The 24201-nt window shown below is 68.5% G+C and carries 18 protein-coding genes; 9 read left to right on the forward strand and 9 right to left on the reverse strand.

Translation table 11 applies throughout. The features are described from left to right. The first annotated feature begins 18 nt into the window (after positions 1 to 18). The 5 genes from ACWF4Z_RS04830 (at position 19) to ACWF4Z_RS04850 (ending at position 7063) form a co-directional block, all read left to right on the forward strand. Positions 19 to 1074 carry a substrate-binding domain-containing protein gene (locus ACWF4Z_RS04830; RefSeq protein WP_452241594.1) on the forward strand — a complete coding sequence of 352 codons (1056 nt, stop codon included), beginning with the start codon at positions 19 to 21 and terminating at the stop codon, positions 1072 to 1074. Between the two features lie 242 nt (positions 1075 to 1316). Further along, positions 1317 to 4004, forward strand: a complete 2688-nt coding sequence (locus ACWF4Z_RS04835) for a hypothetical protein (RefSeq protein WP_452241595.1) — start codon at positions 1317 to 1319, stop codon at positions 4002 to 4004. Positions 4005 to 4035: 31 nt separating this feature from the next. Beyond that, positions 4036 to 4881 (forward strand): phosphate ABC transporter ATP-binding protein, encoded by an 846-nt coding sequence (locus ACWF4Z_RS04840; protein WP_452241596.1) that lies wholly within the window; start codon positions 4036 to 4038, stop codon positions 4879 to 4881. Beyond that, complete coding sequence (locus ACWF4Z_RS04845) at positions 4878 to 6155, forward strand: lytic transglycosylase domain-containing protein (protein ID WP_452241597.1); 1278 nt, start codon at positions 4878 to 4880, stop codon at positions 6153 to 6155. The genes ACWF4Z_RS04840 and ACWF4Z_RS04845 overlap by 4 nt, the downstream gene beginning before the upstream one ends. Positions 6156 to 6223: 68 nt before the next feature. Next, positions 6224 to 7063: a class I SAM-dependent methyltransferase gene (locus ACWF4Z_RS04850; RefSeq protein WP_452241598.1), complete on the forward strand. Its 840-nt coding sequence runs from the start codon at positions 6224 to 6226 to the stop codon at positions 7061 to 7063. On the opposite strand, the gene ACWF4Z_RS04855 is transcribed toward ACWF4Z_RS04850, so the two are convergent. The 3 genes from ACWF4Z_RS04855 to ACWF4Z_RS04865 all read right to left on the reverse strand — a co-directional run bounded on the left by ACWF4Z_RS04855 (position 7041) and on the right by ACWF4Z_RS04865 (position 10629). Next, on the reverse strand, positions 7041 to 8228 hold the full coding sequence (locus ACWF4Z_RS04855) for an aminoglycoside phosphotransferase family protein (RefSeq protein WP_452241599.1): 1188 nt from the start codon (positions 8226 to 8228) through the stop codon (positions 7041 to 7043). The two genes, ACWF4Z_RS04850 and ACWF4Z_RS04855, sit on opposite strands and share 23 nt — an antisense overlap. After that, on the reverse strand, positions 8209 to 9456 hold the full coding sequence (tyrS, locus tag ACWF4Z_RS04860; RefSeq protein WP_452241600.1) for a tyrosine--tRNA ligase: 1248 nt from the start codon (positions 9454 to 9456) through the stop codon (positions 8209 to 8211). The genes ACWF4Z_RS04855 and tyrS overlap by 20 nt, the downstream gene beginning before the upstream one ends. A 162-nt stretch (positions 9457 to 9618) precedes the next feature. Then, on the reverse strand, positions 9619 to 10629 hold the full coding sequence (locus ACWF4Z_RS04865) for a phosphotransferase (RefSeq protein ID WP_452241601.1): 1011 nt from the start codon (positions 10627 to 10629) through the stop codon (positions 9619 to 9621). Positions 10630 to 10701: 72 nt separating this feature from the next. On the opposite strand from ACWF4Z_RS04865, the gene idi reads away from it, so the two are divergent. After that, positions 10702 to 11268: an isopentenyl-diphosphate Delta-isomerase gene (gene idi / locus ACWF4Z_RS04870; RefSeq protein WP_452241602.1), complete on the forward strand. Its 567-nt coding sequence runs from the start codon at positions 10702 to 10704 to the stop codon at positions 11266 to 11268. 52 nt (positions 11269 to 11320) lie between these two features. Further along, positions 11321 to 12211 carry a GNAT family N-acetyltransferase gene (locus tag ACWF4Z_RS04875; protein ID WP_452241603.1) on the forward strand — a complete coding sequence of 297 codons (891 nt, stop codon included), beginning with the start codon at positions 11321 to 11323 and terminating at the stop codon, positions 12209 to 12211. A gap of 120 nt (positions 12212 to 12331) precedes the next feature. Here the strand turns inward: ACWF4Z_RS04875 and ACWF4Z_RS04880 are convergent, their stop codons facing one another. Beyond that, positions 12332 to 13354, reverse strand: a complete 1023-nt coding sequence (locus tag ACWF4Z_RS04880; protein ID WP_452241604.1) for a 2-dehydropantoate 2-reductase — start codon at positions 13352 to 13354, stop codon at positions 12332 to 12334. 84 nt (positions 13355 to 13438) lie between these two features. On the opposite strand from ACWF4Z_RS04880, the gene ACWF4Z_RS04885 reads away from it, so the two are divergent. Both ACWF4Z_RS04885 and ACWF4Z_RS04890 read left to right on the forward strand, forming a co-directional pair. Then, positions 13439 to 16288, forward strand: a complete 2850-nt coding sequence (locus ACWF4Z_RS04885) for a BTAD domain-containing putative transcriptional regulator (protein ID WP_452241605.1) — start codon at positions 13439 to 13441, stop codon at positions 16286 to 16288. An 84-nt stretch (positions 16289 to 16372) separates the two neighbouring features. Continuing rightward, positions 16373 to 18892 (forward strand): ATP-binding protein, encoded by a 2520-nt coding sequence (locus tag ACWF4Z_RS04890; RefSeq protein WP_452241606.1) that lies wholly within the window; start codon positions 16373 to 16375, stop codon positions 18890 to 18892. Between the two features lie 18 nt (positions 18893 to 18910). Here the strand turns inward: ACWF4Z_RS04890 and ACWF4Z_RS04895 are convergent, their stop codons facing one another. Genes ACWF4Z_RS04895 through ACWF4Z_RS04915 form a run of 5 tightly spaced genes read right to left on the reverse strand, consistent with a single transcriptional unit; the run spans position 18911 to position 24198 of the window. Then, positions 18911 to 20248, reverse strand: a complete 1338-nt coding sequence (locus ACWF4Z_RS04895) for an FAD-binding oxidoreductase (protein WP_452241607.1) — start codon at positions 20246 to 20248, stop codon at positions 18911 to 18913. Positions 20249 to 20304: 56 nt separating this feature from the next. Continuing rightward, complete coding sequence (locus ACWF4Z_RS04900) at positions 20305 to 21264, reverse strand: ABC transporter permease (RefSeq protein WP_452241608.1); 960 nt, start codon at positions 21262 to 21264, stop codon at positions 20305 to 20307. A gap of 2 nt (positions 21265 to 21266) precedes the next feature. Next, complete coding sequence (locus ACWF4Z_RS04905; protein WP_452241609.1) at positions 21267 to 22193, reverse strand: ABC transporter permease; 927 nt, start codon at positions 22191 to 22193, stop codon at positions 21267 to 21269. Further along, positions 22190 to 23203, reverse strand: a complete 1014-nt coding sequence (locus ACWF4Z_RS04910) for an ABC transporter ATP-binding protein (RefSeq protein ID WP_452241610.1) — start codon at positions 23201 to 23203, stop codon at positions 22190 to 22192. Before ACWF4Z_RS04910 ends, ACWF4Z_RS04905 begins: the two co-directional genes overlap by 4 nt. After that, positions 23200 to 24198, reverse strand: coding sequence for an ABC transporter ATP-binding protein (locus ACWF4Z_RS04915; RefSeq protein ID WP_452241611.1), 999 nt, complete (start codon positions 24196 to 24198; stop codon positions 23200 to 23202). The genes ACWF4Z_RS04910 and ACWF4Z_RS04915 overlap by 4 nt, the downstream gene beginning before the upstream one ends. Positions 24199 to 24201: the final 3 nt, after the last annotated feature.

A 24201-nucleotide genomic window follows, 5' to 3' on the forward strand; every position in this document is an offset into this window, starting at 1 on the left:
AGGAAGGGTATTCCCGAGATGCGTTTCATCCGCACCGTCCGTGCCACCGCGATCGCCGCTGCCGCTGCAGCTGCCGCGCTGGTCGCTACCTCCGCCCTGTCGGCGTCCGCTGACCCGACGACCCCGGCCGACGGCGACGACATCGTCATCGTCGGTTCGGACACCACCGAGTTCGTGCTGAACGACCTGGCCGCCCTGTACAGCAGCCGCTTCTCGACGCAGCCGCGTCAGCTGAAGTCGTTCAACGCGACCGGCACGAGCCCGATCACGATCCGCCCCGACAACCCGGCCACCACCGGCGTCGACCCGGTCACCATCGTCCGGCCGAACGGCTCGGGCGCCGGTATCAAGGAGCTCGGCACCCCGACCAGCCCGGCTGGTGCGGCGCCGGTCGACTCCGCGCGTTCGTCGCGCGCGAAGGTGACTACGGGCTCGAACCCGGACCCGGCCAACCTCCTGTTCATCCCGTTCGCCCAGGACCAGCTGCGCTGGATGGCGAACTCCGGCGTGACCGGCGTGACCCAGCTGACCGACGCGCAGCTGACCGGGATCTACAACTGCACGATCACCAACTGGAACCAGGTCGGCGGTAACAACCTGACCATCGTTCCGCTCATCCCGCAGACCCAGTCGGGGACGCGGGCCGAGTGGCTGACCCGGGTCGGCGTCGTCGGCACCCCGGGTTCCTGCGTGACGGACCAGGGCAACACGGTGCAGGAGCACGACCCGGCGCCGGTGCGGGCCACCGCGGGTTCGATCGCGCCGGTTTCGGTCGGTCGGTACAACCGGCTCACCCCGGCCGAGAAGAGCGGCACCTTCCTGGGCGTCATCCCCAGCCCGGACGCCACTGAGTACAACCGCAACGTGTACCAGGTCGTCAAGACGGTCAACGGCGTCGTCCCGGCGTACCTCGCCAAGATCTTCGGCAACGGCGTCAACGGCACCGACGGTGCGGGCGGCATCCCGTTCTTCTGCGAGCGGGCCAACGCCGGCACCAGCACCACGGAGGCCGGCGAGGTCATCGCGCAGAACGGCTTCGTCCAGCTCGCGCTGGGCGTCTGCGGCAAGGCCTGATCACACTGATCTGAGCTGCGGTGCATCCACCGCACACCAGTTCGCCTGACAGCCGATGGGCGGGAGCCAACGCTCCCGCCCATCGGTCGTCGCATTTCGGCCATGACCGCTGGACCCATTCATGCGTGGTTCACCTTGTGTCGGTCTGCGGGGACCGGGGCCTGGAAAGACTTCGACTGTCGGCGAGGGGTGCGTCGGCCGGTCGCCACCGTCCGCGACACATCATCACCATGGAGGCTGTTGTGAGGCAGGTGCGGTCCAGGCGTCGTGGTTTCGCCGCGATGGTTGCCGTTGTGATGCTCGCGTTGTCCGGCTCGCTCGCGGGCATGGGGAGTGCTGCGGCGACGAACCCGATGATCGCTGCCGACGACCCGCCTGTCGACCCACCCGTCGACCCGCCGCCGCCCACCGACCAGGTGGCCTTCGCGGACCCGTCGGCCACGCCGGTGAAGCTGACCCGCGGCGGGAGCAGCGTCACGGTGTCCCGAACCGCAGGCCTCACGCGGCAGGCCGTGCAGGTCTCGTGGACCGGCATGCAACCGTCGTCGCTGCAGGTGCTTCCGCCGACGAATCCCGTGCTGGTGATGCAGTGCCGCGGCACGAACCCCGACCGGAGCGACTGCTGGATCCTGGACAGCCAAGGCGTCAACGCGAACTTCTACCAGCCGAACGAGACGACGGACTGGTGGACCGCCCGGCTGGAGGATTCGATCTTCGGCCGCCCGCTCGAGATTCCGTTCCGCGAACAGGTCGACAAGGATCCGACCAAGGACGTCTATCACGCCAAGAAGCTCGAGGACGGCTCCGGCTGGCTCGTACCGCAGTTGGACGACCGCACGATCGCCGGCCTCCCGCCGCTCGACGACCGGACGCCGGCCACCTCGAACGAGCGGTTCGGATTGACCCAGGCGAACGGGAACGGCCAGGTCGACACCTGGATCAACACCGGATTCGAGAATCCGTCCCTGGGTTGTTCCGACAAGGCACCGTGCTCGCTCGTGGTGATCCCTGTGCACGCGCATCCTTGCCAGAAAGACATCCCAGAGCTGTTCGGCGCGTCCGTCTGCGCCGACCTGGACCTCGGCGGCCAGAGCGCGCAGATCCAGAACTGGCAGTTGCTCGCGAACTGGTACGAGCGCTACGTCTTCAAGTTGTCGTTCACCCCGCGGGTGGCGAGCTGTAACCAACGTAATGACAAGGTGGCTTTCACTGGTTCGGAGCTGGTGGGTGAAGCCATGCGGAGCTGGGTCGCGGCACGGTGTCAGCCGTCGAGCCCGGTGGCCATGGACTACACCCGCAAGTGGGAGCCGGAGGTCCGTACCCAGCAAGGGCAACGGGATCCGATCCAACCCTCGGGCTACGGGCTCGACGCCGCGTTGACGACCGAGCCGGCCGAGCCCGACAGCCCCACGGCAGACAACCGGAAGCCGGGGTACGCGCCGGTCGCGGTGTCCGGATTCGCGATCGGGTTCCGCTGGAACCTGGGTCCGCTCAGCAGCGATGTCGGCAAGCCGATCCCCGGGCTGAAGCTGAACGCACGGCTGGTCGCGAAGCTGCTCACGCAGTCCTATGCCGGGCGTTATCGGCTGGGGGCTGCGAACAACCCGCCGAACCCGAACGTCTCGACGAACCCCGAGTCGATGAGTACCGATCCGGAGTTCCTGCAGTTGAACCCTGATTCGGCCACCTGGTCAAAGCTCGACCAGGAGAGTATCCAGATGGCAGTCCCGATCGCGAACACCGATGTCATGCTGGCCCTGTCCAGGTGGATGCTGGCCGACCCTTCGGCCCGCGCCTTCCTGCAAGGCAAGACCGACCCCTGGGGGATGACGGTCAACAAGCAATATCGTGGCTGGCAGCTGCCGACGGACAGCTACGAGCTCCGGGACGGCTGGACGATCCCGAAGGAGACCAAGGCTGATGCCGGTTGGTCCGGATTCTCACCCCCGCAGCTCGGCGCCGCGACCCCGAACTCGTGGGCAGAGTCCGCCGACTCGGCGCTGAGCGCCTGGCCACTGAGCCAGCACCCGGTGATCTCGCTCCTGGGCAACGTCCAGCCCAAGCGAGTGGACGCACTGCCATCGCCGGGCCGGGTCGTGCTCGCGCTGTCGACCACCTCTGAGCTCGCAAAACTGGGTATTCCCGCTGCTGCGCTGCAGAACTCGGGTGGTGACTTCGTCGAGCCGAACGTCGACAGCATGACGTACGCCCTCGACGGCGCGACGGTGAACAAGGACTCCGGCACCTGGAACCTCAACTACACCAGGATGGACAAGCGTGGTTACCCCGGCACGATGATCACCTACGCCGCCGTCCCGACCGCGACCCTGAAGGGTGATGCACCCCGGCAGTACGCCGACACCCTGCGCTGGATGACCACGGACGGGCAGGGCTACGGCACGGAAGCCGGGCAGTTGCCGGACGGCTACCTGTCACTGACCGACCCGATGCGGGCGCAGGCGGCGAAGGTCGCCGACGCGGTGGAGAACCAGACCGGTACGCCGCCGATCCCGCCGTCCGACCCGGTCGACGGCCCCAAGGATCCGACCCCGAACGACCCGACCACCGGCGGTCCGACTGGTCAGAACCAGAACAACGGCACCAACCAGAGCGGCAATCAGCCGACCAACCACCCCACAACCAACGCACCCACGCCCACGACACCGGCTGGGCCGTCGTCCACCGTCCCGAGCCAGAAGCCACAGGCGCAAGGCAGCATCAAGCCGGTCTCGGCCACCACTCAAGGCGACTCGCTCGGCTGGTTGGCCTGGGGCCTCCCGGCACTCTTGATCGCAGGTCTCGTAGCCGGCGTCGCGTCACCAGGCATTCGCGTGATCGCCACTCCGGGCCATCCGGTCCGCCGGGGGTTCGCGTCCGGAGCGTCGTACCTGGCGAGCCTGCTCCGCAGAGGCCGCCGCCGCAACGGCTGACCCGCCCGTCCCGATCGGAAGGACCTGCTTGATGACGTCCGTACTGCCCGCCGTCCCCACCGCGGCGGACGACGAGACCGCCGTGCTGCCGCCCGTCAGTGGTGGCAGCGATCTCGAGAGCGAGCGGGTCGCCGCGTGGTTCGGATCGCACAAGGTCCTGTCCGAGGTCTCGCTGCGGATGGAGGCCGGGCAGGTGACCGCCCTGATCGGCCCGTCCGGGTGCGGCAAATCGACGTTCCTGCGGATCCTCAACCGGATGCACGAGCTGGTGCCGAGCGCGGCGCTGGCCGGCAAGGTCATGCTCGACGGTTCCGACATCTACGAACCGGAACGCCGGATCACCGATACCCGCAAGCGGATCGGCATGGTGTTCCAGAAGCCGAACCCGTTCCCGGCGATGAGCATCGCCGAGAACACCACCGCCGGCCTGAAGCTCACCGGCACCCGGGTCCGCGGCAACGAGCGCCAGGATCTGATCGAGGAGTGCCTGACCAAGGCGGGTCTGTGGAAAGAGGTCAAGGACCGTCTCGGCTCACCCGGTGGCGCGCTGTCGGGTGGTCAGCAGCAGCGACTCTGCATTGCGCGGTCGCTCGCGGTCCGGCCCGATGTCCTGCTGATGGATGAGCCGTGTTCGGCCCTCGACCCGACGTCGACGCGGCGGATCGAAGAGACCATCCACGAGTTGCGGCGCGAAGTCACGATCGTCATCGTCACGCACAACATGCAGCAGGCCGCTCGCGTCTCGCAGACCTGCGCGTTCTTCCTGGCCGAGCAGGGCACACCCGGCGTGATCGTCGAGTCGGGGCCGACGGCGCAGATCTTCTCGACGCCACAGGATCCGCGCACGGCCGACTACGTGGAGGGACGGTTCGGATGACGGACCCCGAGGACCGTTCGCCGTTCGGGTTTCGGGATGCCTTTCGGGTCAAGGCTGTCGCGGCGTGGGCCATCGCCGCGCCGGTCGGAGTGATGGTTCTGGTCATCGCCGGTGGCAGGAGCTCCGCGCACTCCCAGCTCGTGGTCGACGCGAGCTCGCTGCCGACCGGCTTCATCGACAAACCGGCCGACCTGCCGACGACGCCAGGGGTTGATGGCCGGCTGCCGGCCGTGCAACCACCGACCACCGAAATACCAGCGACCGGTACGACGGACGGCCAGGCGAAACCGCCCGCGGGCGTGACCGGTAACGCATCGGGCATCCCCGGGACGGTGCTGGCGGCGTACCAGAAGGCAGCCAACGATGTCGCGATCACGCAGCCCGGCTGCCACCTGACCTGGCCGCTGCTCGCCGGGATCGGCAAGGTCGAGTCCGCCCATGCCGGCGGCGGCAAGGTCGATGCCGCCGGCAACACTCGGGGCAGGATCCTCGGTCCGGTACTCAACGGCGCCGCCGGCATGGCCGCGATCGCGGACACCGACCAGGGGCAGTACGACGGCGACACGATGTGGGACCGTGCGGTCGGGCCGATGCAGTTCATCCCGGGCACGTGGAAGCTTTTCGGTGCCGATGGCAACGGTGATGGCGTCAAGGACCCGCACAACGTGTTCGACGCGGCTCGTGCCTCGGCCGACTACCTGTGCGCCGGCGGTGCGAACCTGGGCGATCCGCAGGGGCTTGTCCAGGCCGTGCTGCGGTACAACCACTCGATGGATTACGTCTCGACCGTGCTGCGGTGGATGCAGTCGTACAGCCGGCAGACGGTGACGGTTCCCGACACCCAGGGCGTGATCACGCCGCCGACCGACGACACCGCCGGAAACGTTGATACAAGCAACGATCCGACCCGGCCGACCACGACGACGACGCCGCCTCCGGTCCCGCCGAACCTGCCGAACGTCCCGACGACGGTCCCGCCCGGGACGAAGACGCCGCAGGTGATCGTCACGCCGCCGGTCGTCGTACCGCCGTCCGTGCCTTCGTCGGTCCCGCTGCCGCCGCTGAAGCCGCCGTACACACCGCCGACGAAGCCGAGGCCTCCGGTCACCACCCCGACTCCGCCGGCCAGCACGCCCACACCTCCGCCGGACACGCCGACTCCGCCTCCGAACACACCCACCGACACTCCGACGCCGCCGCCGGACACACCCACGCCCACCCCGACGCCGCCCGCTGACAGCGTCACCCCGGAGCCGCCTGCCGGCACACCGTGATCTCCTCGTTGTCCCATGGAACCGGATCGCTGTCTGGTCCGTACCGTCGGCAACGAGAGGGGATCAGGATGACGGACACCGTGTGGGTGGACCCGGCGAACGCGGATCAGCTAACGGCCTGGGACACGTCGGAAGGCGTCTTCTGGGCGGAGAACGCGGAGCCGTTCGAGGACTGCCTCGAGCGGTACGACGACCCGATGCTCCGCGCGGCCGGGATCCGCGACGGCGACCGGGTCCTCGACGTCGGCTGCGGCACCGGCAGTACGACGCGAGCCGCGGGCTGGCTCGCGGGATCGGGTACGGCGCTCGGCGTCGACCTCTCGACGCCGATGCTGACCGTCGCCGCGCGACGGGCGCGTGCTGCCGGAGTCGGGAATGCGACGTTCATGCAGGCAGACGCCCAGGTGCACAGGTTCGAGCCCGGTGGTTTCGACGTACTGATCAGCCGCACCGGCTGCATGTTCTTCGCTGACCCGACCGCGGCCTTCACCAACCTCGCCCGCGCGGTGAAGCCGGGTGGACGGATCTCGCTGATCGTTTGGCAGTCACCGGCGCAGAACCCGTGGTTCACCGAGCTCACGTCCGCGCTGCTGGCCGGGCGGACGATGCAGTGGCCGCCTCCCGAGACTCCTGGGCCGTTCGCCTTCGCCGAAACCGGGCGGGTGGCTGGCATCCTCACTACCGCAGGCTTTGCGGAGCCGGAGTTTCAGACGGTTGCGGAGCCGATGTACTGGGGTCCGGATGTTGCGACCGCCAAACGGCTCGCCCTCGGGGTGCTGGGTTGGTTGATCGTCGATCGGACCGAAGCGCTGAAGAACCTGCGCAACGTCCTGACGGCCCACCATTCGGCCGACGGTGTGACGTTCGATTCGACGGCGTGGTTGGTTACCAGCCGCCGGCCCGGCTAGCTTCGACGGCTGCCTGGAGCTCGGTCCGCGGGTCGTCCTCGTGATAGACCCGTTCGGCCGGCTCGATGTTGTCGAGGAAGCGCTGGTACATGACCGCATACACCAGGCGGTTCAGCACGGTCATCGGCTGGAGGGCACGGAGTGGCTCGCTCTCCGGGACCTGGCGTTTCCAGGCCGTCGACCAGACCTCGGCCGCGTGATCGCGCTTCTCCTCGGGCAGCCAGCCGCAGAGCCGTTGGATGTCGGTGGCGGGGTGGCCGATGAAGCCGTCGGCCCAGTCGACGATCGCACGGTTCGTGCCGTCGGAACGCCAGTTCCCGGGATGGAAGTCGCCGTGGACGAGCGTGATCGGCAGGCCGGAAGCCCTTAGTTCGTTGAGGATCGTCGGCAGGACCGAGAGCAAGCGCTTGACCTCGAGCACCTCATCGTCGGGCAGTGGTACGACGGTCAGCAGCCGGGCGACCTCGTCCGTGAGATCCTCGGGCCGCTGTGTCGGCGCGTCGAGCTCGTCCACCTCCGCGGCGAGCGCGGCCTGGACTGCGACCCAGCGGGCCACGACGTCCTCGACGGTGGCGCGGTCCGGCTTCCAACAGTCGTTGCCGGGCTGGTGAGCCAGGAGGGACCAACGGTTGTCGGTGGAGGTACCGAGCACGGTCGGGGCGAGGGTTGCGTCGTACCGATGGACGTGTTCGATGATGGCGGCGTCGATGCTGCCGAAGCGGCTCGTCGCCTTCGCCCAGGCGCCGGGGAAGCGGAGCAGGCAGGAGAGGTTCCAGGTCTTCACCTGGACCGGATCGAGTGGGCCGACGATGCTTCGGGCCCACTCGATCAGGCGGCTCGGACCGTCGACCTCGGCCCAGGTCGACCTCAGCGGATGCGGTGCGACGACGGCGTCCCAGTCGTCGTAGGGCGTCTCGTCCAGCACCCCTGTCCGTGGTTCGCCGAGCGCCTGGACGTGATAGACGACCCGGCCGCCGCGTCCGATCACGGCCTCGTCCGCGTGCAGGAGCCGGAGGACCATCGTCGGGACGCCGAGCAGCTCGTCGAGGTGCCGGGTGAGGCTTTCGACCTCCGCCCACCACGGCGGCGGCACGTCGAACGCCGGCGCCCGGCCCACGTACTTGCCACCGACGCTGATCAGTGCCTCAACCGTCTTTGTCTCCACGATGGTCAGTGTCCCTTGATTCGCTGGATTCTTCAGTTGCTTTGATTCGGTGCCAGAGTCGAGCTCCCGACTTCAGCACTACGCCGGTCCCGACGTCGACGGTTCCCACCGGATCCTCCACGCGGACCCCGTCGAGCATGACGCCGCCTTGCCGGATCAGCCGGCGTAGCTCGGATTTGCTGGCGTCGGGCCTTGCCACCTGCAGCAGGTCCAGGACGGTCGTCGGTCCGTTGATGATGATCTGCGGGATGTCCTTCGGTTGGGCGCGCTCGGAGAAGGTTCGGCGGAAGGCATCCAGTTCGGTTTTCGCCGTACCAGCGCCGTGGTAGCGGGTCACCACCGCGGCGGCGAGCAGGAGCTTGGCGTCGCGCGCCTGCGGGCCGCCGTGCGCGGCGGCGGCCTCGAGCGCGGCGACCGTGTCGAGCGGGAGTTCGGTGTAGACGCGGGCGTAGGGCTCGACCAGCGAGTCGGGAATGCTCATCAGCTTGCCGAACTTGTCCCGCGGGCTGTCGGCCAGGCCGATGTAGTTGTTCAACGACTTCGACTGCTTGGCGCGGCCGTCGATCCCCGGCGTGACCGTCGTCGTGATCACGACCTGGGGCGGCGCGCCCAGGCGTTGCTGAAAGTGTCGGCCGAGCTGCTCGTTGAACAACTGGTCCGATCCGACGATCGTGAGATCGCTGCGCATCGCGAAGCTGTCGTAGCCCTGCAGCACCGGGTAGATCAGCTCGTGGACGGCGATCTCGCGTCCGGCCGCAACCCGGTCCCGGAACATGTCGCGGCTCATCAGCTGTGCCTGCGTCACTTGGGCGAACAGGCCCAGCAGCTCGGCGATACGCATCCCGTCGTACCACTCGGAGTTCCGCCGTACCTCGAAGACTTCGGGATCCGTGCGCACCACCAGCGAGACCTGCTCGAGGAAGGACGCCGCGTTCGCGTCGATCTCCTCGGGGGTCAGGACCGGCCGGGTCTGTGAACGGCCGGTCGGGTCACCGACCCGCGTGGTCAGATCGCCGAGCAGGAACACGACCCGGTGGCCGAGATCCTGCAGTTGCCGCATCATCCACAGGTTGACCGCGTGGCCGAGATGGAGATCCGGCGCGGTGCAGTCGACGCCGTACTTGATCCGCAACGGCCGTCCGGACTCGAGGCGTTCGCGGAGATCGGCCGCGCCGATGATGTCGTCGGTGGTACGCCGTAACCGATCGATGACTGTGGTGGGGTTCATGGGTTCCTCTCGTGACGAGGCACCCTGGATCGTGCCTCCGGACAACGGAAAAGGCAGGAACCCGGGGGTTCCTGCCTTGGAGGCTCTGGGTGGGGCGAGTGTGTGGGGACTACCGAATGCCGGCCCCTCCCAGAGCCGGTCGATACGCCACGCGTCGCTTGATCACCTGGTCAGGCTAGCAGTCCGGAGTCCGAGGAGGAATCGGGTTAGCTCGACGCGCTGTTGCACCAGGTCCGTCAACTCCGGCGTGACCGACTCGGCCAATCGGCCTACGGGCAGCGAGAGGAAGGTGCTGCGCAGCAGTAGGGAGCCGTCGAGACCGGCGCGTACGTCGCCCTTCGTGATGTCGTCGCGTCCCTCGGCGGCGAGGCCGGCGTGATACCTGTCGATGACGAGCTCCCGCAGTACGGCGAACTCCTCCACGCCGAGCGAACCCTGGTGGGCCCGCCCGATCAGGAGCTGGCCGAGATCGTCGCCTGCGGCAACCATTCCACCCGCGGTCCAGTCGATGGCGACGAATCCGTCTCCTTCGAGCAGGAGGTTCTGCGGGCAGGCGTCGCCGTGACCGAGCAGCTGCGGCCGGCCGGCGAGATCGTCCAGGATCGTGGGCAGGTGAGCGACCAGCTCGGCGAGACCGCGGCGTACGTCGTCCGCGCCGGCGAGCAGGGGATGAGTCCAGGTCGCGTCGTCGAGCAGTGGCGGGAGCGTGAGCCGCCGAATGAATTCGTCGACCATGATGCGCATGAGGCGGATCGGTGCTCGGCCGACCGGAAGTGGGAGCGCGTCGTTCCGGGTCAGGCGGACGTTCAGCCGGCCGAGGAGCTCGGCGGCCTGTCCGTAGCGCGCGTCGTCCCACGGCGCGTCGGTGGGCTGGACGTCCTCGACCGTCAGGACGATCTGGTCGGGGTCCGGCTCGTGCACGTCGTACAGGATCGGCATGCGCAGCCCGGTGGGCAGCGAGTAGGCGAGGTCCGCGAGGTAGACGTCGGCCTCGTAGCGCCAGACGTCGGAGTCGAGGGCCAGGCGGCGCGTACTCGGGGCGAGCAGCTCGAGGATCGGCGAGTCGCGGTACGACCGCAGCACCTTCACGAACCGTCCGTGACCGCGGTAGAGGCCGGCGGTCGTCGGCGACGTCATCTCGTACGGCACGGGTTCGAGGCTGCTCAGGTCCATACCATCCGTTGTAGGGGCGGTGGCGCGCTGCCCACATCGGTAGGAATTGCCTATTCGCACTAGTCTCATGGGGTGACGGAGGAGCGGGTTGTACTGCTGGACGAGGCCGGCCGGGCGATCGGGACCGAGGCGAAGGCGACGGTTCACCACGCGGCGACGCCTCTGCATCTCGCGTTCTCCGCGTATGTGATCGATCCCGATGGACGGGTTCTGCTGACCCAGCGCGCGGCGGACAAGCCCACCTGGCCGGGTGTCTGGACCAACAGTTGCTGTGGGCATCCATTGCCGGGGGAGCCGGTCACGGACGCGGTCCGGCGGCGGCTGGCCGACGAGCTCGGGATCCAGGTGGGGTCGATCGAGCTGGTGCTGCCCGAGTTCCGGTACCGCGCGGAGATGCCGAGCGGCGTCGTCGAGAACGAGCTGTGCCCTGTCTATCGGGTCGTTTGGTCGGGTGAGCCTGCGCTCAATCCGGCGGAGGTTGCGTCGTACCGCTGGGTCGAGTGGGCGGATGTGCGGGACGTCCCGGGGCTGTCTCCGTGGTGCTTGCTGCAGCTGGATGAGCTCGACCCGCTCGGGCCGGCACCCGCGGACTGGCCGGTCGCCGACCCGAGCCTCCTACCCCCCGCCGCTCGCCTCTAGCTCCACGAGAAATAGGTAAGCGGATTGTCTGCGGGTGCGGCATGCTCAGGGCATGATCGAGATCCGGGCCGTCGAGACCGACGCGGACTACGAAGCGTGGCGGCAGGTGCGGATCGCGGTGCTGCCGTACGAGCGGTGTCCGAGCGTTGCGGAGCTGCGCGCGATGGAGAGCCCGGAGCGGTTGCTCCTGCTGGCCTCGCTGGACGGCGCGGTTGTCGGCAGCGGGCTGGCTGACCGGTCCAGCGAACCTGGGCGGGCGTCCGTCGCGCCGCGGGTTCGTCCGGAGGCGCGACGCCAGGGGGTCGGCACGCAGTTGCTACTCGCGCTGGCTGACCATGCTGTCGGGCTCGGGTACGACGTGGCCGGGGTCAGCGTGGATGACGAGGGGTCGCTCGCGTTCGCGCACCGGTTCGGGTTTGCGGAGGTGAAGCGCCAGGTCGAGCAGGTGCGTCCGATCGGGGACGAGGCCTGGCCGGCCGTGCCCTCGGCGTACCGGATCGTGTCTGTTGCGGAGCGGCCGGAGTTGTGGGCGGCGGCGTACGAGCAGGTCGCGGTGCCGACGTTCCCGGACATGGACCTGCCCAAGCCGCTGGACGTCTCGGCCGAGGAGTGGGCGACCGAGTGGATCAACGATCCGGCCGCGATGTTCCTCGCGGTCGACGGGGACACCGTGATCGGGGTGGCCGGCCTGATGCTCGACACCGATCGGCCGGAGCGGGCCGAGGTCGCCTACACCGCCGTACGACGGGAGTGGCGCGGCAAGGCCGTCGCGTCCACTCTCAAGCGAACCAGCATGGCCTGGGCCGCCGACCACGGGATCACCGAGATCTACACCTGGACCCAGGAAGGCAACGAAAACATGCGCCGCCTCAACGAACACCTGGGCTTCACCTACGGCCTGGTCGGCATCGACGTCCGCGCAGCCCTACCCCTCAAGACATAGGACCGTCACGCACGGACACCGCTCCCTCGGTTGGTTCGGGCGGGATATTCGAGTCGTGGATTTCGGCGCTGGATTTCGCGTGTTGACGACCCGAATCCACGAGTCGACATCGCTCAGAGGTCAGGAGAGCAGTTCTTTGAGGAGCTGGGGGCCTGACCAGGGGTGGCGGGTGGATTCGGCGGCTCGGATCAGGGTGATCAGCTTGGTGTTGATGGGGGCTGGGCGGTTGAGGGAGTTGGCCAGGCGGACGACCTCGCCGTTCAGGTAGTCGATCTCGGTGGGGCGGCCGGCCTCCAGGTCTTCCCACATGGAGGTGCGGGCCAAGGGGTCGATCGCGAGCATCTTCCCGGCCAGCCGGCGGAAGAGGAAGTCGGGGAGGCGGAGGATGGTGGGGAAGCGGTGCATGGGGACCGCGAGGATCTGGGCCGGGCGGATACCGGCGGCGTCGAGCAGACCCAGGGTCTCGGCCTGGGCGGCGGCCAAGCAGCGGCGGTAGGCGCGTTGGGACAGCTCGTCGCGCAGTGGCAGGTTCGACAGGGCGTTGATCGGGTTGTTGAGATTGAGCAGGAGTTTCGCCCACTGGACCGGGAGGATGTCGTCGTGCTGCGCGAGCGGCAGACCGGCGTTCTCAAACGCATCCAGGTACGGCGCCAACCCGTGATGACGCTGTACGTCGAGCGCACCCGCCGTACCTTGATGGAACACCCCGCCACCCCGGTTCAGCACATTGAACGGGACCATCCCCGTCACCACGACCTGATCCGGCAGCCGCTCCCGCAACAGCTCCCCGTTGCGTACGCCGTTCTGGAAGCTGACCACGATCGCACCCGGCTTGAGTACGCCGGCCAACTCAGCAGCCGCGGTCTCGGTGGACGCGGATTTCACCGTGACGAGCACAAGATCCGCCTCCGCGGCCGCCGCCGGTGAGGTCTCGTACCGGATGTCGCCCGGCTCGACCCGCAGGTCGGCGCCCAGGTAGTCGGTCAGCCGCAGCCCGTGCGAGGCGACCTCGTCCGCCATCCGCTGTCGCCCGACGAACGTCACCGCAGCCCCGGTCGCGGCCAGCCGCCCGCCCACGTAGCACCCAATTCCGCCCGCGCCGTACACCACAATCCGCACCGCAGCCCCCTCTCCAAGTTCCATCCGGGATCCGTACGTCGTCACCCATCCAACCGGATCCGCCTGAATTCGGTCCGCTCGCCGCCTGCTGCCCGCTAGTCTGAGGCCGTGGCGGAGGGGAGTCTCCCCGTCCGGTTGTCGAGTTTTGTTGGCCGGGAGAGTGAGCTGGCCGAGCTGGCGGAGCTGGTCCGAGCGCATCGGCTGGTGACGCTGACCGGACCCGGGGGTGGGGGCAAGACCAGGCTGGCGGTGGCGCTGGCCGATCAGTTGCGCCCTCGGTACGCCGCGGTCCGCTGGCTCGGCCTGGCCACGACCGGGCCGTTGGACGGGCCTATGAACGGTACAGGGGGCGTTCTGGCCGCCTTCGCGGAGGCGCTGGAGTTGTCGGAGGCAACGGTCGAGGCGATGCTGCGGCGGTTGTCGGTCGGCCCGACGCTGTTGGTGGTGGACAACTGCGAGCACCTGCTCGATTCGGTCGCCCCGCTGATCGGTGAGCTGCTCCGAAGCTGCCCGAAGCTCACAGTGCTCGCCACCAGCCAGGAGGCGCTGGGTATCGCCGGCGAGGTGGTGTTCGCCGTACCTCCGCTGGCCGACGCGGCGATCCGCTTGTTCGTCGACCGTGCTCAGGCAGCGTCCTATACCTTCGAACGGACCGAGGCGAACGCGCCGGACATCGCGGACATCTGCACCCGGCTCGACGGCGTCCCGCTCGCGATCGAGCTCGCCGCCGCCTGGGTCCCGACCTTGTCGCCCGCGCAGATCGCGAGCCGGCTCGACGACAGCCTGGCCGTTCTGACCCGAGGCGACCGGGAGGCGATGCCGCGCCACCGCACGTTGCGCGACGCGCTCGACTGGAGTTGGGGTCTGCTCGATGCGCCGGAGCAGGACCTGCTGCGGCAACTCGCCGTCTTTCCGGACAGTTTCAGCATCGACGCGGTGGAGGCAGTCGCCGTACTGCGGGGACACGATGTGCTGCAATCCCTGTCCCGCTTGGTCAATCGCTCGCTTGTCATGGTTGAGCAAGGCGACGAGGTCCAGTACCGATTGCTGAACATCGTTCGCCAGTACGCCGCGTACCGGCTCGGTGACGACACCGGTCCGACGCAGCGACTCGCGGCGTACGCGCTGGACCTGGTCGAGCGTGCCGCCGATCGGTTGGAGGGCGAGGAGCAACAGGACTGGCTGGATCTCCTGGTCGCCGAGCGCCACAACCTCCGGGCGGCGATGATCGGTCACGTCGAACGCAACGAGGCGGAGGCCGCGACCAGGCTCGTGGTCGGGCTGTGGTGGCCGTCGTACCTGCTCGGCTGGTACCAGGACGCGCGAGACACACTCGCCCGAGTGCTGGCCCTGCCCGGTCCGGTCCCGGCCGAGCTGCGGGCGGATGCGGAGATCGCGCTCGGCACGATGGCCCATCTGCAAGGGGATGCGGAGTTGGCGACGACGCACCTGCGGGCCGGATTCGCGGCGCGGAAGGCCGCCGGCGATGCCACCGCCGAGGCGCGGGAGTTGCACTGGCTCGGTGGTGCGGCGATGCGTCGCGGCGAGTACGACGAATCCCGTCGACTCGGTCAGCGGTGTATCGAGTTGTGGCGAACACTCGGCGCCGAGTCGAACCTCTCCCGGGCGATCGACTACCTGGGCATGCACGAACTGCTCGCCGGCGAGCTGGACCGCGCGGACGACCTCCTGCGCGAGGCGCGCGCCCGGTACGTCGAAGACGGCGCCGGCGAGGGACTCGGCTGGACGACGGTCCTTCTGGGAGCGGTTGAGCACTACCGAGGCGACTCCGCGGCAGCGACCATCCTGTTGACCGAAGCACGTCAGATGGCCGAGCGCACCAGCCAGACCGTCACGCTGGCCTGGGCCCTGCACCTGCTGGGCCTCGAGGCCCGCAGGTCCGGTCAGCTCGCCGAGTCGGAAGACCTCCTGACCCAGAGCCTCCGCCTGCACCACAACTCCGGCAATCGATGGCGAGTAGCCAGTCTGTTGGAGTCCCTGGCCATAACCGCCCTAGCTGAGGAGCAGACCAGCTCAGCGGTCCGGATGTTGAGTCATGCGGCCGCACTGCGGACAAAGCTGGGCACGCCGGTGCCCGCAGTCGAAGCCGCCGACGTTGCGACCGCACTGGACGCAGCACGCGCCGCCCTGTCCCCCGAGGACTTCCGTACGGCGTGGACGGAGGGCGAAGTCTTCACACTCGACAAGGTGGCGGGCGTCGAGCCCAGCAAACGACGGTCTGCCTTCCCGTTGACGATCGCCGAGGTCCGGGTCGAGTCACTGCACATCCACGCGCTCGGCGCGTCCGAGGTACGCCGGAACGACACCGTCCTCGACGCAGCAGCTTGGGGCTACGCGAAGCCGCGCGAGCTGTTCTTCTACCTCCTCGGTTCCGGACCGGTGACCAAGGACCAGATCGGCGCCGAACTCTGGCCGGACGCCTCCGCCCAGACCCTCCGCAACAGTTTCCACACCTGCCTGCATCAGGTACGGCGGACGCTCGGCCGCTCGGACTGGATCACCTTCCGCGGCGGCCGCTACGAGTTCAACCGGACCCTCGAGCACACGTACGACGTCGCCGACTTCGACGGAGCCGCCGGCACTGGCGACCTGGCCCGGGCGATCGCCATCTACCACGGCGACTACCTGGTCGACGTCGCCGGAGCGCCGTGGATCGACGAGCGCCGCGAGACGCTGCGGCAGACGTTCGAGCGATCGCTGCTCGCCCTCGCGGACGCCCGAGCCACGGAGGGACGGGTCGAGGAGAGCATCGACCTCTATCAGCGGGCGGCCAGCCACGACCCGCTGCTCGAGTCCGCGCATCGCGCGATCATTTCGCTGCACCTGATCCAGGGCGACCGCGCCGCGGCGGTCCGCCAGTACAACACCCTCACCGAACTCCTCGCCGCCGAACTCCAGACCACCCCGAGTCCGCAGACCACAGCACTGCTCAGCTAGGTCGTCTCTGGCCCCAAGCAGTTCCCACAGCGCCGTCGGGGACAGTAGCTGCGGGGAGATTTATGTCTGACTCGGGGGTTACTGATGGGTTTGCTCGAACGAGAATGGGCGATTCACGCCGTTCTGACGGCAGTACGCGCGGACCAGGGGTCTGTGGTTCTGCTGACCGGCGAAGCGGGAATCGGGAAGACCAGTGTGGTCCGTGAAGTGGCCGGCCGGCTCGGACCGGCCACCCGGATCCTGCGGGGTGCGTGCGACGACATGCTCGCGCCACCACCGCTCCAGCCGCTGCGGGACGCCGTACGCGGGACCAACGGACCGCTGGCGCGAGCGCTGGCAGACAATCTGGACCTGTACGAGCCGGTGATTCGGGAGTTCACCGGGTCGGTGCCGACCGTGCTGGTGATCGAGGACGTGCATTGGGCGGACGACGCCACCCTCGACCTGCTGAGGTATCTGGCGCGGCGGGTGGACCAGCTACGGCTGGTCATGATTCTCACCTTCCGTGACGGCGAGCTGCACGGGCGGCATCCGCTCCGTCTGCTGCTCGGCGCGCTCACCGACGTCACCGTCCACCGAGTCGTCCTGCCAGCGCTCTCGGAGGATGCGGTTCGCTCGATGGCCGCCGAGGCCGGACGGGACTCCGACGAGCTCTACCGGCTGACGAACGGCAATCCGTTCTTCCTGACGGAGGCGCTCGCCGGGCCGGCGGACGCCGTACCGGCGACGGTCGTCGACGCAACATTGGCCCGGCTGCACACGCTGGATCAAGAGGCCATCGACGTGGTCGAGCTGCTCTCGGTGATCCCGCGGCCGCTCGGGCTCAAGTGGGTCAATGTGCTCCTGGACGGCCAGACCGAGGCGATCACCCGGGCCGAGCGGCGCGGCATCCTCGAGGCCCGCGACGGCGCGGTCGCGTTCCGGCACGAGCTGGCCCGGCGGGCGATCGAGCAGGCGCTGCCACTGATCTGCCGGCGTGAGCTGAACGCTCGCATCGTCGCCAGCATCCGGGAGTACGGCCTCGGGCGACAGCTGTACCCGCTGGTGCACCACGCGGTTCTCGCCGGCGATGTCGACACCGTTGTCGAGTACGCGCCGCGGGCTGCCCGGGACGCGACCGCAGCCGGTTCGCACCGCCAGGCGCTGGCGCACTACGAAGCGGTCATGCCGCACGTCGATCGCCTGCCGGTCGCCGAGAAGGCCGCGGTACTCGCCGGGTTCGCCTGGGAGCTCCACATTGCCCACCGCTTCCCGGAGGCGGTGGCTCGGTGTGCCGAGGCCGTGAAGCTGTTCGAGCAACTGGGCGACGCCGTACCGCTGACGGAGGCGCTGCTGCAGCAATCGCGGCACTGCTACCTTGCCGGTGCGACCGATGCCGCGCTCGCCGCGGTGGACCGGGCCTTCGAGGTTGCCCAGGGCAACGATGAGGTATGGCCGGCCGCGGTCGCGTGCCGGGGGATGATGCTGGTGTTGACCGGCTCGCCGCGCAGCGCCGTACCGGATCTGCTGCAGGCACAGGCCTTGGCGATCATGGCCGGTCGGACCGACCTGTCCGCTTTGTGCCTGAACTACCTCGGATTGGCATGGTGCGATCTCGGTCAACCGGGCGGTCTGGAGAACCTGCGGATCAGCATCGACCAGGCGCTCGAGAGCGGCGATTACGAGGCGGTCGCGCGCGGATACACGAATCTGGTCGAGATGCAGTACCGCGCCCGCCGCTGGGACGAGCTGGACGAGACCATCACCGAGGGGCTCGAGTTCACCAACGAGCGTGGCTTCGGGTCGCACACCTACAACCTGGAGACGCATCGGGCCCTGCTGATGATGCGCCGCGGTGATCTGGCCGGCGCCGAACGGCACCTGCGCTGGTTGATCGACACCGTTGACGAGCCGGGCATGCTGTCGGTCCTCAGCGCGTCGAGCCTCGGCCGGGTGCTCGCGCGGCGCGGCGATCCCGAGGCCCGGGCCTTGCTCGCGGACGCCTGGCAACGTGCGCAGGCCCAGCGATCCGTCCTCGGTCTCGCGTACGCCGCGACGTCGTACGCCGAGTGGGCGTGGCTGAATGCCCGTCCGGAGATCGCCGACCGGATCCGTACCGGCCTGGGCGGGCACACGCTGGACGAGCCGGCCTTCCGCGAACTCGAGCGCTACCTCGCGCTCGCGGACGTGAGTTGGCGGGGTGCGTGCATCCACGATCGCGACCTTGAGCCCTGGGAGGACACGCCGTACGAGCGGGCGCTGGTCCTGGCCCTGTCCGCGACCAGGGAGGCGACCCTCGAAGGTCTGCAGATCCTGCTCGAACTCGGCGCCGCACCGGCCGCGAGCCTGCTGCGACGCCGGCTCAAGGAGCTGGGGATGCAGCGGATCCCGCGGGGCGCGCAGGCCCGGTCCCGGAAGAACCCGGGCGGCCTGACCGATCGGCAGGTCGATGTCCTGACGTTGCTGATGGACGGTATGACGAACGCGGAGATCGCCGAGAAGCTGGTGGTCTCGGTGCGTACCGTCGACCATCACGTCTCGGCGATCCTGTCCCGGCTGAACGCCCGGACGCGGCGGCAGGCAGCCGCCATCGCCCGGGAGTTCGACCTCGAGCTGACGGGATGAATCAACTGACGGGGTGAATCAGTTGACCGGGTGATTTCCACGGATCGTCCCGGCCGGGTCGACCGCCTGCTTGATCGTCCGCCGGCGGTCGACCGCGTCGGCCGGGAAGAGCGCGGTGATCGGCTCGTCGGACGCGAAGTTCGGCGGAACCCGGTCGGTGATCCACGGCGACATCGCCGTCAGCGCGGTCTGGACTGCGGCACCGATCGTCGGCGCCAAGGCCGGGTCGGGGACGAATCCACCGGTCAGCAACAGGTACGGCTCGTCGAGCGTCCCGGCCGCTCCCTGGGACGCGTCCGGCTGGGCGAAGGCGCCGCCCAGGTGCCGCACCTCGAACGCGAACAGCGGTGAGCCGGGTGCCGCGACGTCGACCAAGGCGTCGATCGCCGCGTCGTCGAAGGACGACAACAGCACCGTCCGCAGCAGCGCCGGAACCGGCTCCTCCGGCTCCTCGGCGATCTTGCCCACCTCGCTCAGTGCGATCGGCGCGACCGTGTCCAGAACCGGCTCGGCGACGGCCCGCAGCGGCGCGAGCAGCTTCGCCGCGTCCTCGGCCGGTCCGAGGAACGTGCTGTCCACGGCCGCGAACGACTGGCCGCGGACGAACTCCGGCACGAACGGAACGTCGGGGAAGTGCAGGATCCACGCCCACAGCGACAACTCGTCCGGTGCGTACGTCGTGATCTCGGCAAAGGCCCGCAGGACGTCGCGGGCATGGTCGATCGGCCACATCATCCGGCCGCCCTGGATCTCGAACGCCGGCAGTAGCTCGAGCTCCATCGAGACCACGATGCCGAACTCGCCGCCGCCTCCGCGTAGCGCCCAGAACAGGTCGGGATCCGAGGCGTTGCTGATCCGCACCAGGTCACCGGCCGCGGTGACGATCCGGAACGACCGGACGTGGTTCGCGGCCAGCCCGTACTTCCGGCCGAACCAGCCCACCCCACCGCCGAGCGTGTACCCCACGACCGTCGCATCACCGTTGCTACCGGGCAGGCTCGTCGTACCCGTGCCCGAGAGCGCCTCGTTCAGATCGCGCCAGCGCACCCCGGCGCCGACGTGGACCACGCCGGCGGCCAGGTCGAGCTCGATCCCCGTCAGTGCAGTGGTGCGGAGCAGGATCGTCCCGTTGGCCACTGCGGTCGTCGCGCCGTGCCCGACCGGCTGGGCGGCCACCGTCTGGCCGTGGTCGCGCGCGTACCGGACGGTGGCGACGATGTCGTCGGCGTCGGTCGCGTGCACCACGGCGACGGGATGTTGGTCGGTCAGCAGGTGCCAAGCACTCCGGGCGTCGTCCCAGCCCGGGTCGCCCGGCAGGACCACCGGGCCTTTGATCAGTTCACGTAATCCATTCATACCTCTCGTTCTACGGGGGTCACCACCTCCGTCGCCTCGGCAGGAACTGCCTATCTTTAGTGCAGGCGGACGCGCGGATCGAGTACGGCGTACGCGATGTCGACCAGGATGTTGGCCACCACGACCGCGGCCGAGGCGAACAGGACGATGCCGATGATCACCGGCAGATCCTGCTGGTTGATCGCGACCACGGCCGTCTGCCCGAGCCCGGGCAGGCTGAACACGGTCTCGATCACGACCACGCCGCCGATCAGCTGGCCGAGATCGATGCCGAACTGCGTCACCACCGGCGTCAGCGCGCTGCGCAAACCGTGCCGGACGATCACCCGGCTCTCCCGGATCCCCTTCGACCGCGCGGTCCGGATGTAGTCCTCGCCGAGAACGTCGAGCATCGAGCCACGGGTCAGCCGGGTATACGTTGCCGCCAGCAACAAAGCCAGCGCCACCCACGGCAGCAGCAGATGCTGGAACCATGCACCGGGGCCCGCGGCGAACGGCGAGTACCCGCCCGCCGGGAACCAGTGGAAGCCGGCCAGCGTGAGCCGGAAATACAGGAAGTACAGCAACAACAGCCCGAGCAGGAACGACGGGAACGAGTAGAAGAACAACGAGAACAGCGTCAGTCCCCGATCGGCCAGCGACCGTCGGTGGATCGCCGAGATCACGCCGTTGAAGACCCCGAGCAGCAACCACAGTACGGCGGCCCCGAGCGCCAGCGACACCGTGATCGGCAGCGCCTGCCCGATGATCGAGGTGACCGACACCTGGTGGTAGTAGTCGTAGCCGAGGTTGCCCTTCAGGGCGTTCCCGAGGAAGTGCAGGTACTGCTTCCAGACCGGCAGGTTCAGCCCGAGCCGTTCCTTGATCAAGGCAATCGTCTCGGGTGTGCCCTGCCGGCCGGCCAGCGTCTGCGCAACGTTGCTCGGGGCAATGAAGAACAGCCCGAACACCGCGACCGAGATCAGCCACATCACCAGCAGGCCGTGCCCGAGCCGGCGAATCAGAAAGAGCGCCATGACTAGGTCCGATCCGCTCGTGGGTCGAAGGCGTCCCGGACGCCGTCGCCGAACAGGTTGAAGGCCAGCGTCGTGATCAGCAGCGCCAGACCGGGGAACAGGATGAACCACCACGCGGTCGTGTAGTAGTTCTGCGACGAGCTGATCATCCCGCCCCAGTCGGCGGTTGGTGGCGGCAGCCCGAGACCGAGGAACGACAACGTCGCCTGGGTCACGATCACGACCGGGACCAGCAGCGTGGTGTAGACGATCACCGGCGCCAGCACGTTCGGCAGGATGTCGACGAACATGATCCGGCTATCACCCGCACCCAGCGACCGGGCCGCTTCGACGAACTCGCGTTCGCGTAACGACAGCACCTGACCACGTACGATGCGGGCCACCGAAGCCCAGCTGAAACACCCGATCACGAGAACCGTGACGGTCAGGCTCGGCCCGGTGACCGACACCAGCGCGATCGCCACCAGCAGGAACGGCATCGACAGCACGACGTCGATGAGTCGGGCCAGGACTGTGTCGGTGATCCCCCCGAGGAACCCCGCGGCAAGTCCGAGGACGACGCCGATCGCCACGGTGATGGCGGTCGCGATGACACCCACGAGCAGCGACACGCGAGCGCCGTACGCGATCCGGACCAGGATGTCGCGGCCCAGGTCGTCGGTGCCCAGCCAGAACGTGCCGTTCGGTCCACGCGGCAGGCCGTCCGGCGTCAGTCCGATGTCGCGGTACTGCTCGTTCGGCGGATGCCCGGTGATCGCCGCGAAGACCGGCGCGAAGATCGCCATCAAGATGATCAGCACGATCACCGCCAACGAGATCATCGCCACCTTGTCCCGCCGCAACCGCCGCAGTGCCAGGACGAACGGACTCCGCCCCTCGATCGCCGGGGCCTCCGCGGTGACGTCCAAAGCTTCGATCGCCGTACTCATGATGCCTTCAGATCGGGTACGGCGGTGGACAGGTCCTCGCCGAGCGTCAACGGATGGAAACACGCCGTCCGGTGGTCCTCGGCATCGTCGAGCACGGCGATCAGCGGCGGCTCACCCGTGGCACAGTCGGCCCGCGCCTTCGGGCACCGCGTGTGGAACCTGCATCCCGCCGGCGGGTTCGTCGCGGACGGGATGTCGCCACCGAGGATGATCTGCTCACGGCTGTCGGCCGTGTCCGGATCGGCCACCGGCAACGCCGACAGCAGGGCCCGGGTGTACGGATGCCGGGTCTCGCCGAACAACTCGTCCGTCGGCGAGAGCTCGACGATCTTGCCCAGATACATCACTGCGATCCGGTCGCTCACGTGCCGGACCACGGACAGGTCGTGCGAGATGAACACGTAGGTCAGATCGAACTCCTGCTGCAGATCGGCCAGCAGGTTGATGATCTGGGCCTGGATCGATACATCGAGCGCGGAGACCGGCTCGTCGCAGATGACCAGCTTGGGCCGTAGCGCGAGTGCCCGAGCCACGCCGATTCGTTGCCTTTGGCCACCGGAGAACTCGGCCGGGAACCTGTTGTAGTGCTCGGGGTTGAGCCCGACCAGCTCCATCAGCTCCTGGACCTTCTTCTTCCGCTCCGCGCCCGAGGCAATGTTGTGAATGGCGAACGGGTCGCCGATGATCGAGCCGACCCGGCGGCGCGGATTCAGCGAGCCGTACGGGTCCTGGAAGATCACCTGGACCTCGCGCCGGATCGGACGCATCGCCCGGCGTGACAACGTGCTGATTTCGTTGCCGTCGAACCACACCGACCCCGAGGTCACGTCGTACAGATGGGCCATGCAGCGGGCCAGCGTGGACTTGCCACACCCGGTTTCGCCCACCAGGCCGAGGGTTTCGCCCTTGCGGACCTCGAGGGAGACCCCGTCGACCGCCCGGACCACCTCCTTCGCGCTCGTCGGGAACACCTTGCGGACATCGTCGACTTTCAGCAGTACATCGCTCATGAGGCGATCGCCTCGCTCCGTTCTTCGGGAAGGCTCTGTTCGTGCGGAAGCCAGCAGGCCGACTGGTGCCGGGGATCGCGGCCGACGTCGGTCAACGGCGGCGCCTCCGTCCGGCACTTGTCGAACACGTGCGGGCAGCGGGCGGCGAACGGGCACCCGGTCGGCAGGCTGATCAGGCTCGGTGGCGTGCCCGGGATCGGGGTCAGCCGATCGCCGCTGCGGGCCGGCAGCGAGGCCAGCAGCCCTTGGGTATAAGGGTGATGGTTGCGGTAGAAGATGTCCCGGCGTGGCGCGCGTTCCATCACCGCACCGGCGTACATGACCACGACCTCGTCGGCCATCTCGGCCACCACGCCGAGATCGTGGGTGATCAGGATGATCGCCGTACCGAACTGCTCCTGCATCCGACGCATCACGTTCAGCACCTGCGCCTGAACGGTCACGTCGAGCGCGGTGGTCGGCTCGTCCGCGATCAGCAGCGCCGGGCTGTTGGCCATCGCCATCGCGATCATCACCCGTTGCCGCATCCCGCCGGAGAACTGGTGCGGATAGTCGTCGATCCGCTCCGCCGCCCGCGGGATCCCGACCAGCGTGAGCAGCTCGGCCGCGCGCTTGCGGGCCGCCTGCTTGCTGATCACGTGGTCGTGCGCGCGGATCATCTCCACGATCTGCCAGCCGATCCGGTACAGCGGGTGCAGGCTGGACAGCGGATCCTGGAAGATCATCCCGATCTGTTCCCCGCGCAGCCGCCGCAGCGTCGACGGCTCGGCGGTGATCAGGTCCGTCCCGTCGAAGAACGCCGTACCCGAGACCTTGGCGCCGCGGGTCAGCCCCACGATGGTCTGGGTCGACACGCTCTTGCCCGACCCCGATTCGCCGACGATCGCCAGGGTCTGTCCCGCCTCGACGTCGAACGACAACCCCCGGACGGCACGGACCGTCCCGTCCGGGGTGTCGAAGGAGACCTTGAGGTCCCTTACTTCAAGCAGAGCCATGAG

Source organism: Kribbella sp. NPDC055071, from assembly GCF_053608045.1.

Excerpts from the sequence above, each read along its gene's own strand:
- ACWF4Z_RS04905 (WP_452241609.1), bottom strand. The coding sequence starts at position 22,193 with ATGAGTACGGCGATCGAAGCTTTGGACGTCACCGCGGAGGCCCCGGCG.
- ACWF4Z_RS04840 (WP_452241596.1), top strand. The coding sequence starts at position 4,036 with ATGACGTCCGTACTGCCCGCCGTCCCCACCGCGGCGGACGACGAGACC.
- ACWF4Z_RS04880 (WP_452241604.1), bottom strand. The coding sequence starts at position 13,354 with ATGGAACTTGGAGAGGGGGCTGCGGTGCGGATTGTGGTGTACGGCGCG.
- ACWF4Z_RS04900 (WP_452241608.1), bottom strand. The coding sequence starts at position 21,264 with ATGGCGCTCTTTCTGATTCGCCGGCTCGGGCACGGCCTGCTGGTGATG.
- ACWF4Z_RS04845 (WP_452241597.1), top strand. The coding sequence starts at position 4,878 with ATGACGGACCCCGAGGACCGTTCGCCGTTCGGGTTTCGGGATGCCTTT.
- ACWF4Z_RS04910 (WP_452241610.1), bottom strand. The coding sequence starts at position 23,203 with ATGAGCGATGTACTGCTGAAAGTCGACGATGTCCGCAAGGTGTTCCCG.
- ACWF4Z_RS04915 (WP_452241611.1), bottom strand. The coding sequence starts at position 24,198 with ATGGCTCTGCTTGAAGTAAGGGACCTCAAGGTCTCCTTCGACACCCCG.
- ACWF4Z_RS04830 (WP_452241594.1), top strand. The coding sequence starts at position 19 with ATGCGTTTCATCCGCACCGTCCGTGCCACCGCGATCGCCGCTGCCGCT.
- ACWF4Z_RS04890 (WP_452241606.1), top strand. The coding sequence starts at position 16,373 with ATGGGTTTGCTCGAACGAGAATGGGCGATTCACGCCGTTCTGACGGCA.
- tyrS (WP_452241600.1), bottom strand. The coding sequence starts at position 9,456 with ATGAACCCCACCACAGTCATCGATCGGTTACGGCGTACCACCGACGAC.
- ACWF4Z_RS04850 (WP_452241598.1), top strand. The coding sequence starts at position 6,224 with ATGACGGACACCGTGTGGGTGGACCCGGCGAACGCGGATCAGCTAACG.
- ACWF4Z_RS04865 (WP_452241601.1), bottom strand. The coding sequence starts at position 10,629 with ATGGACCTGAGCAGCCTCGAACCCGTGCCGTACGAGATGACGTCGCCG.
- ACWF4Z_RS04895 (WP_452241607.1), bottom strand. The coding sequence starts at position 20,248 with ATGAATGGATTACGTGAACTGATCAAAGGCCCGGTGGTCCTGCCGGGC.
- ACWF4Z_RS04875 (WP_452241603.1), top strand. The coding sequence starts at position 11,321 with ATGATCGAGATCCGGGCCGTCGAGACCGACGCGGACTACGAAGCGTGG.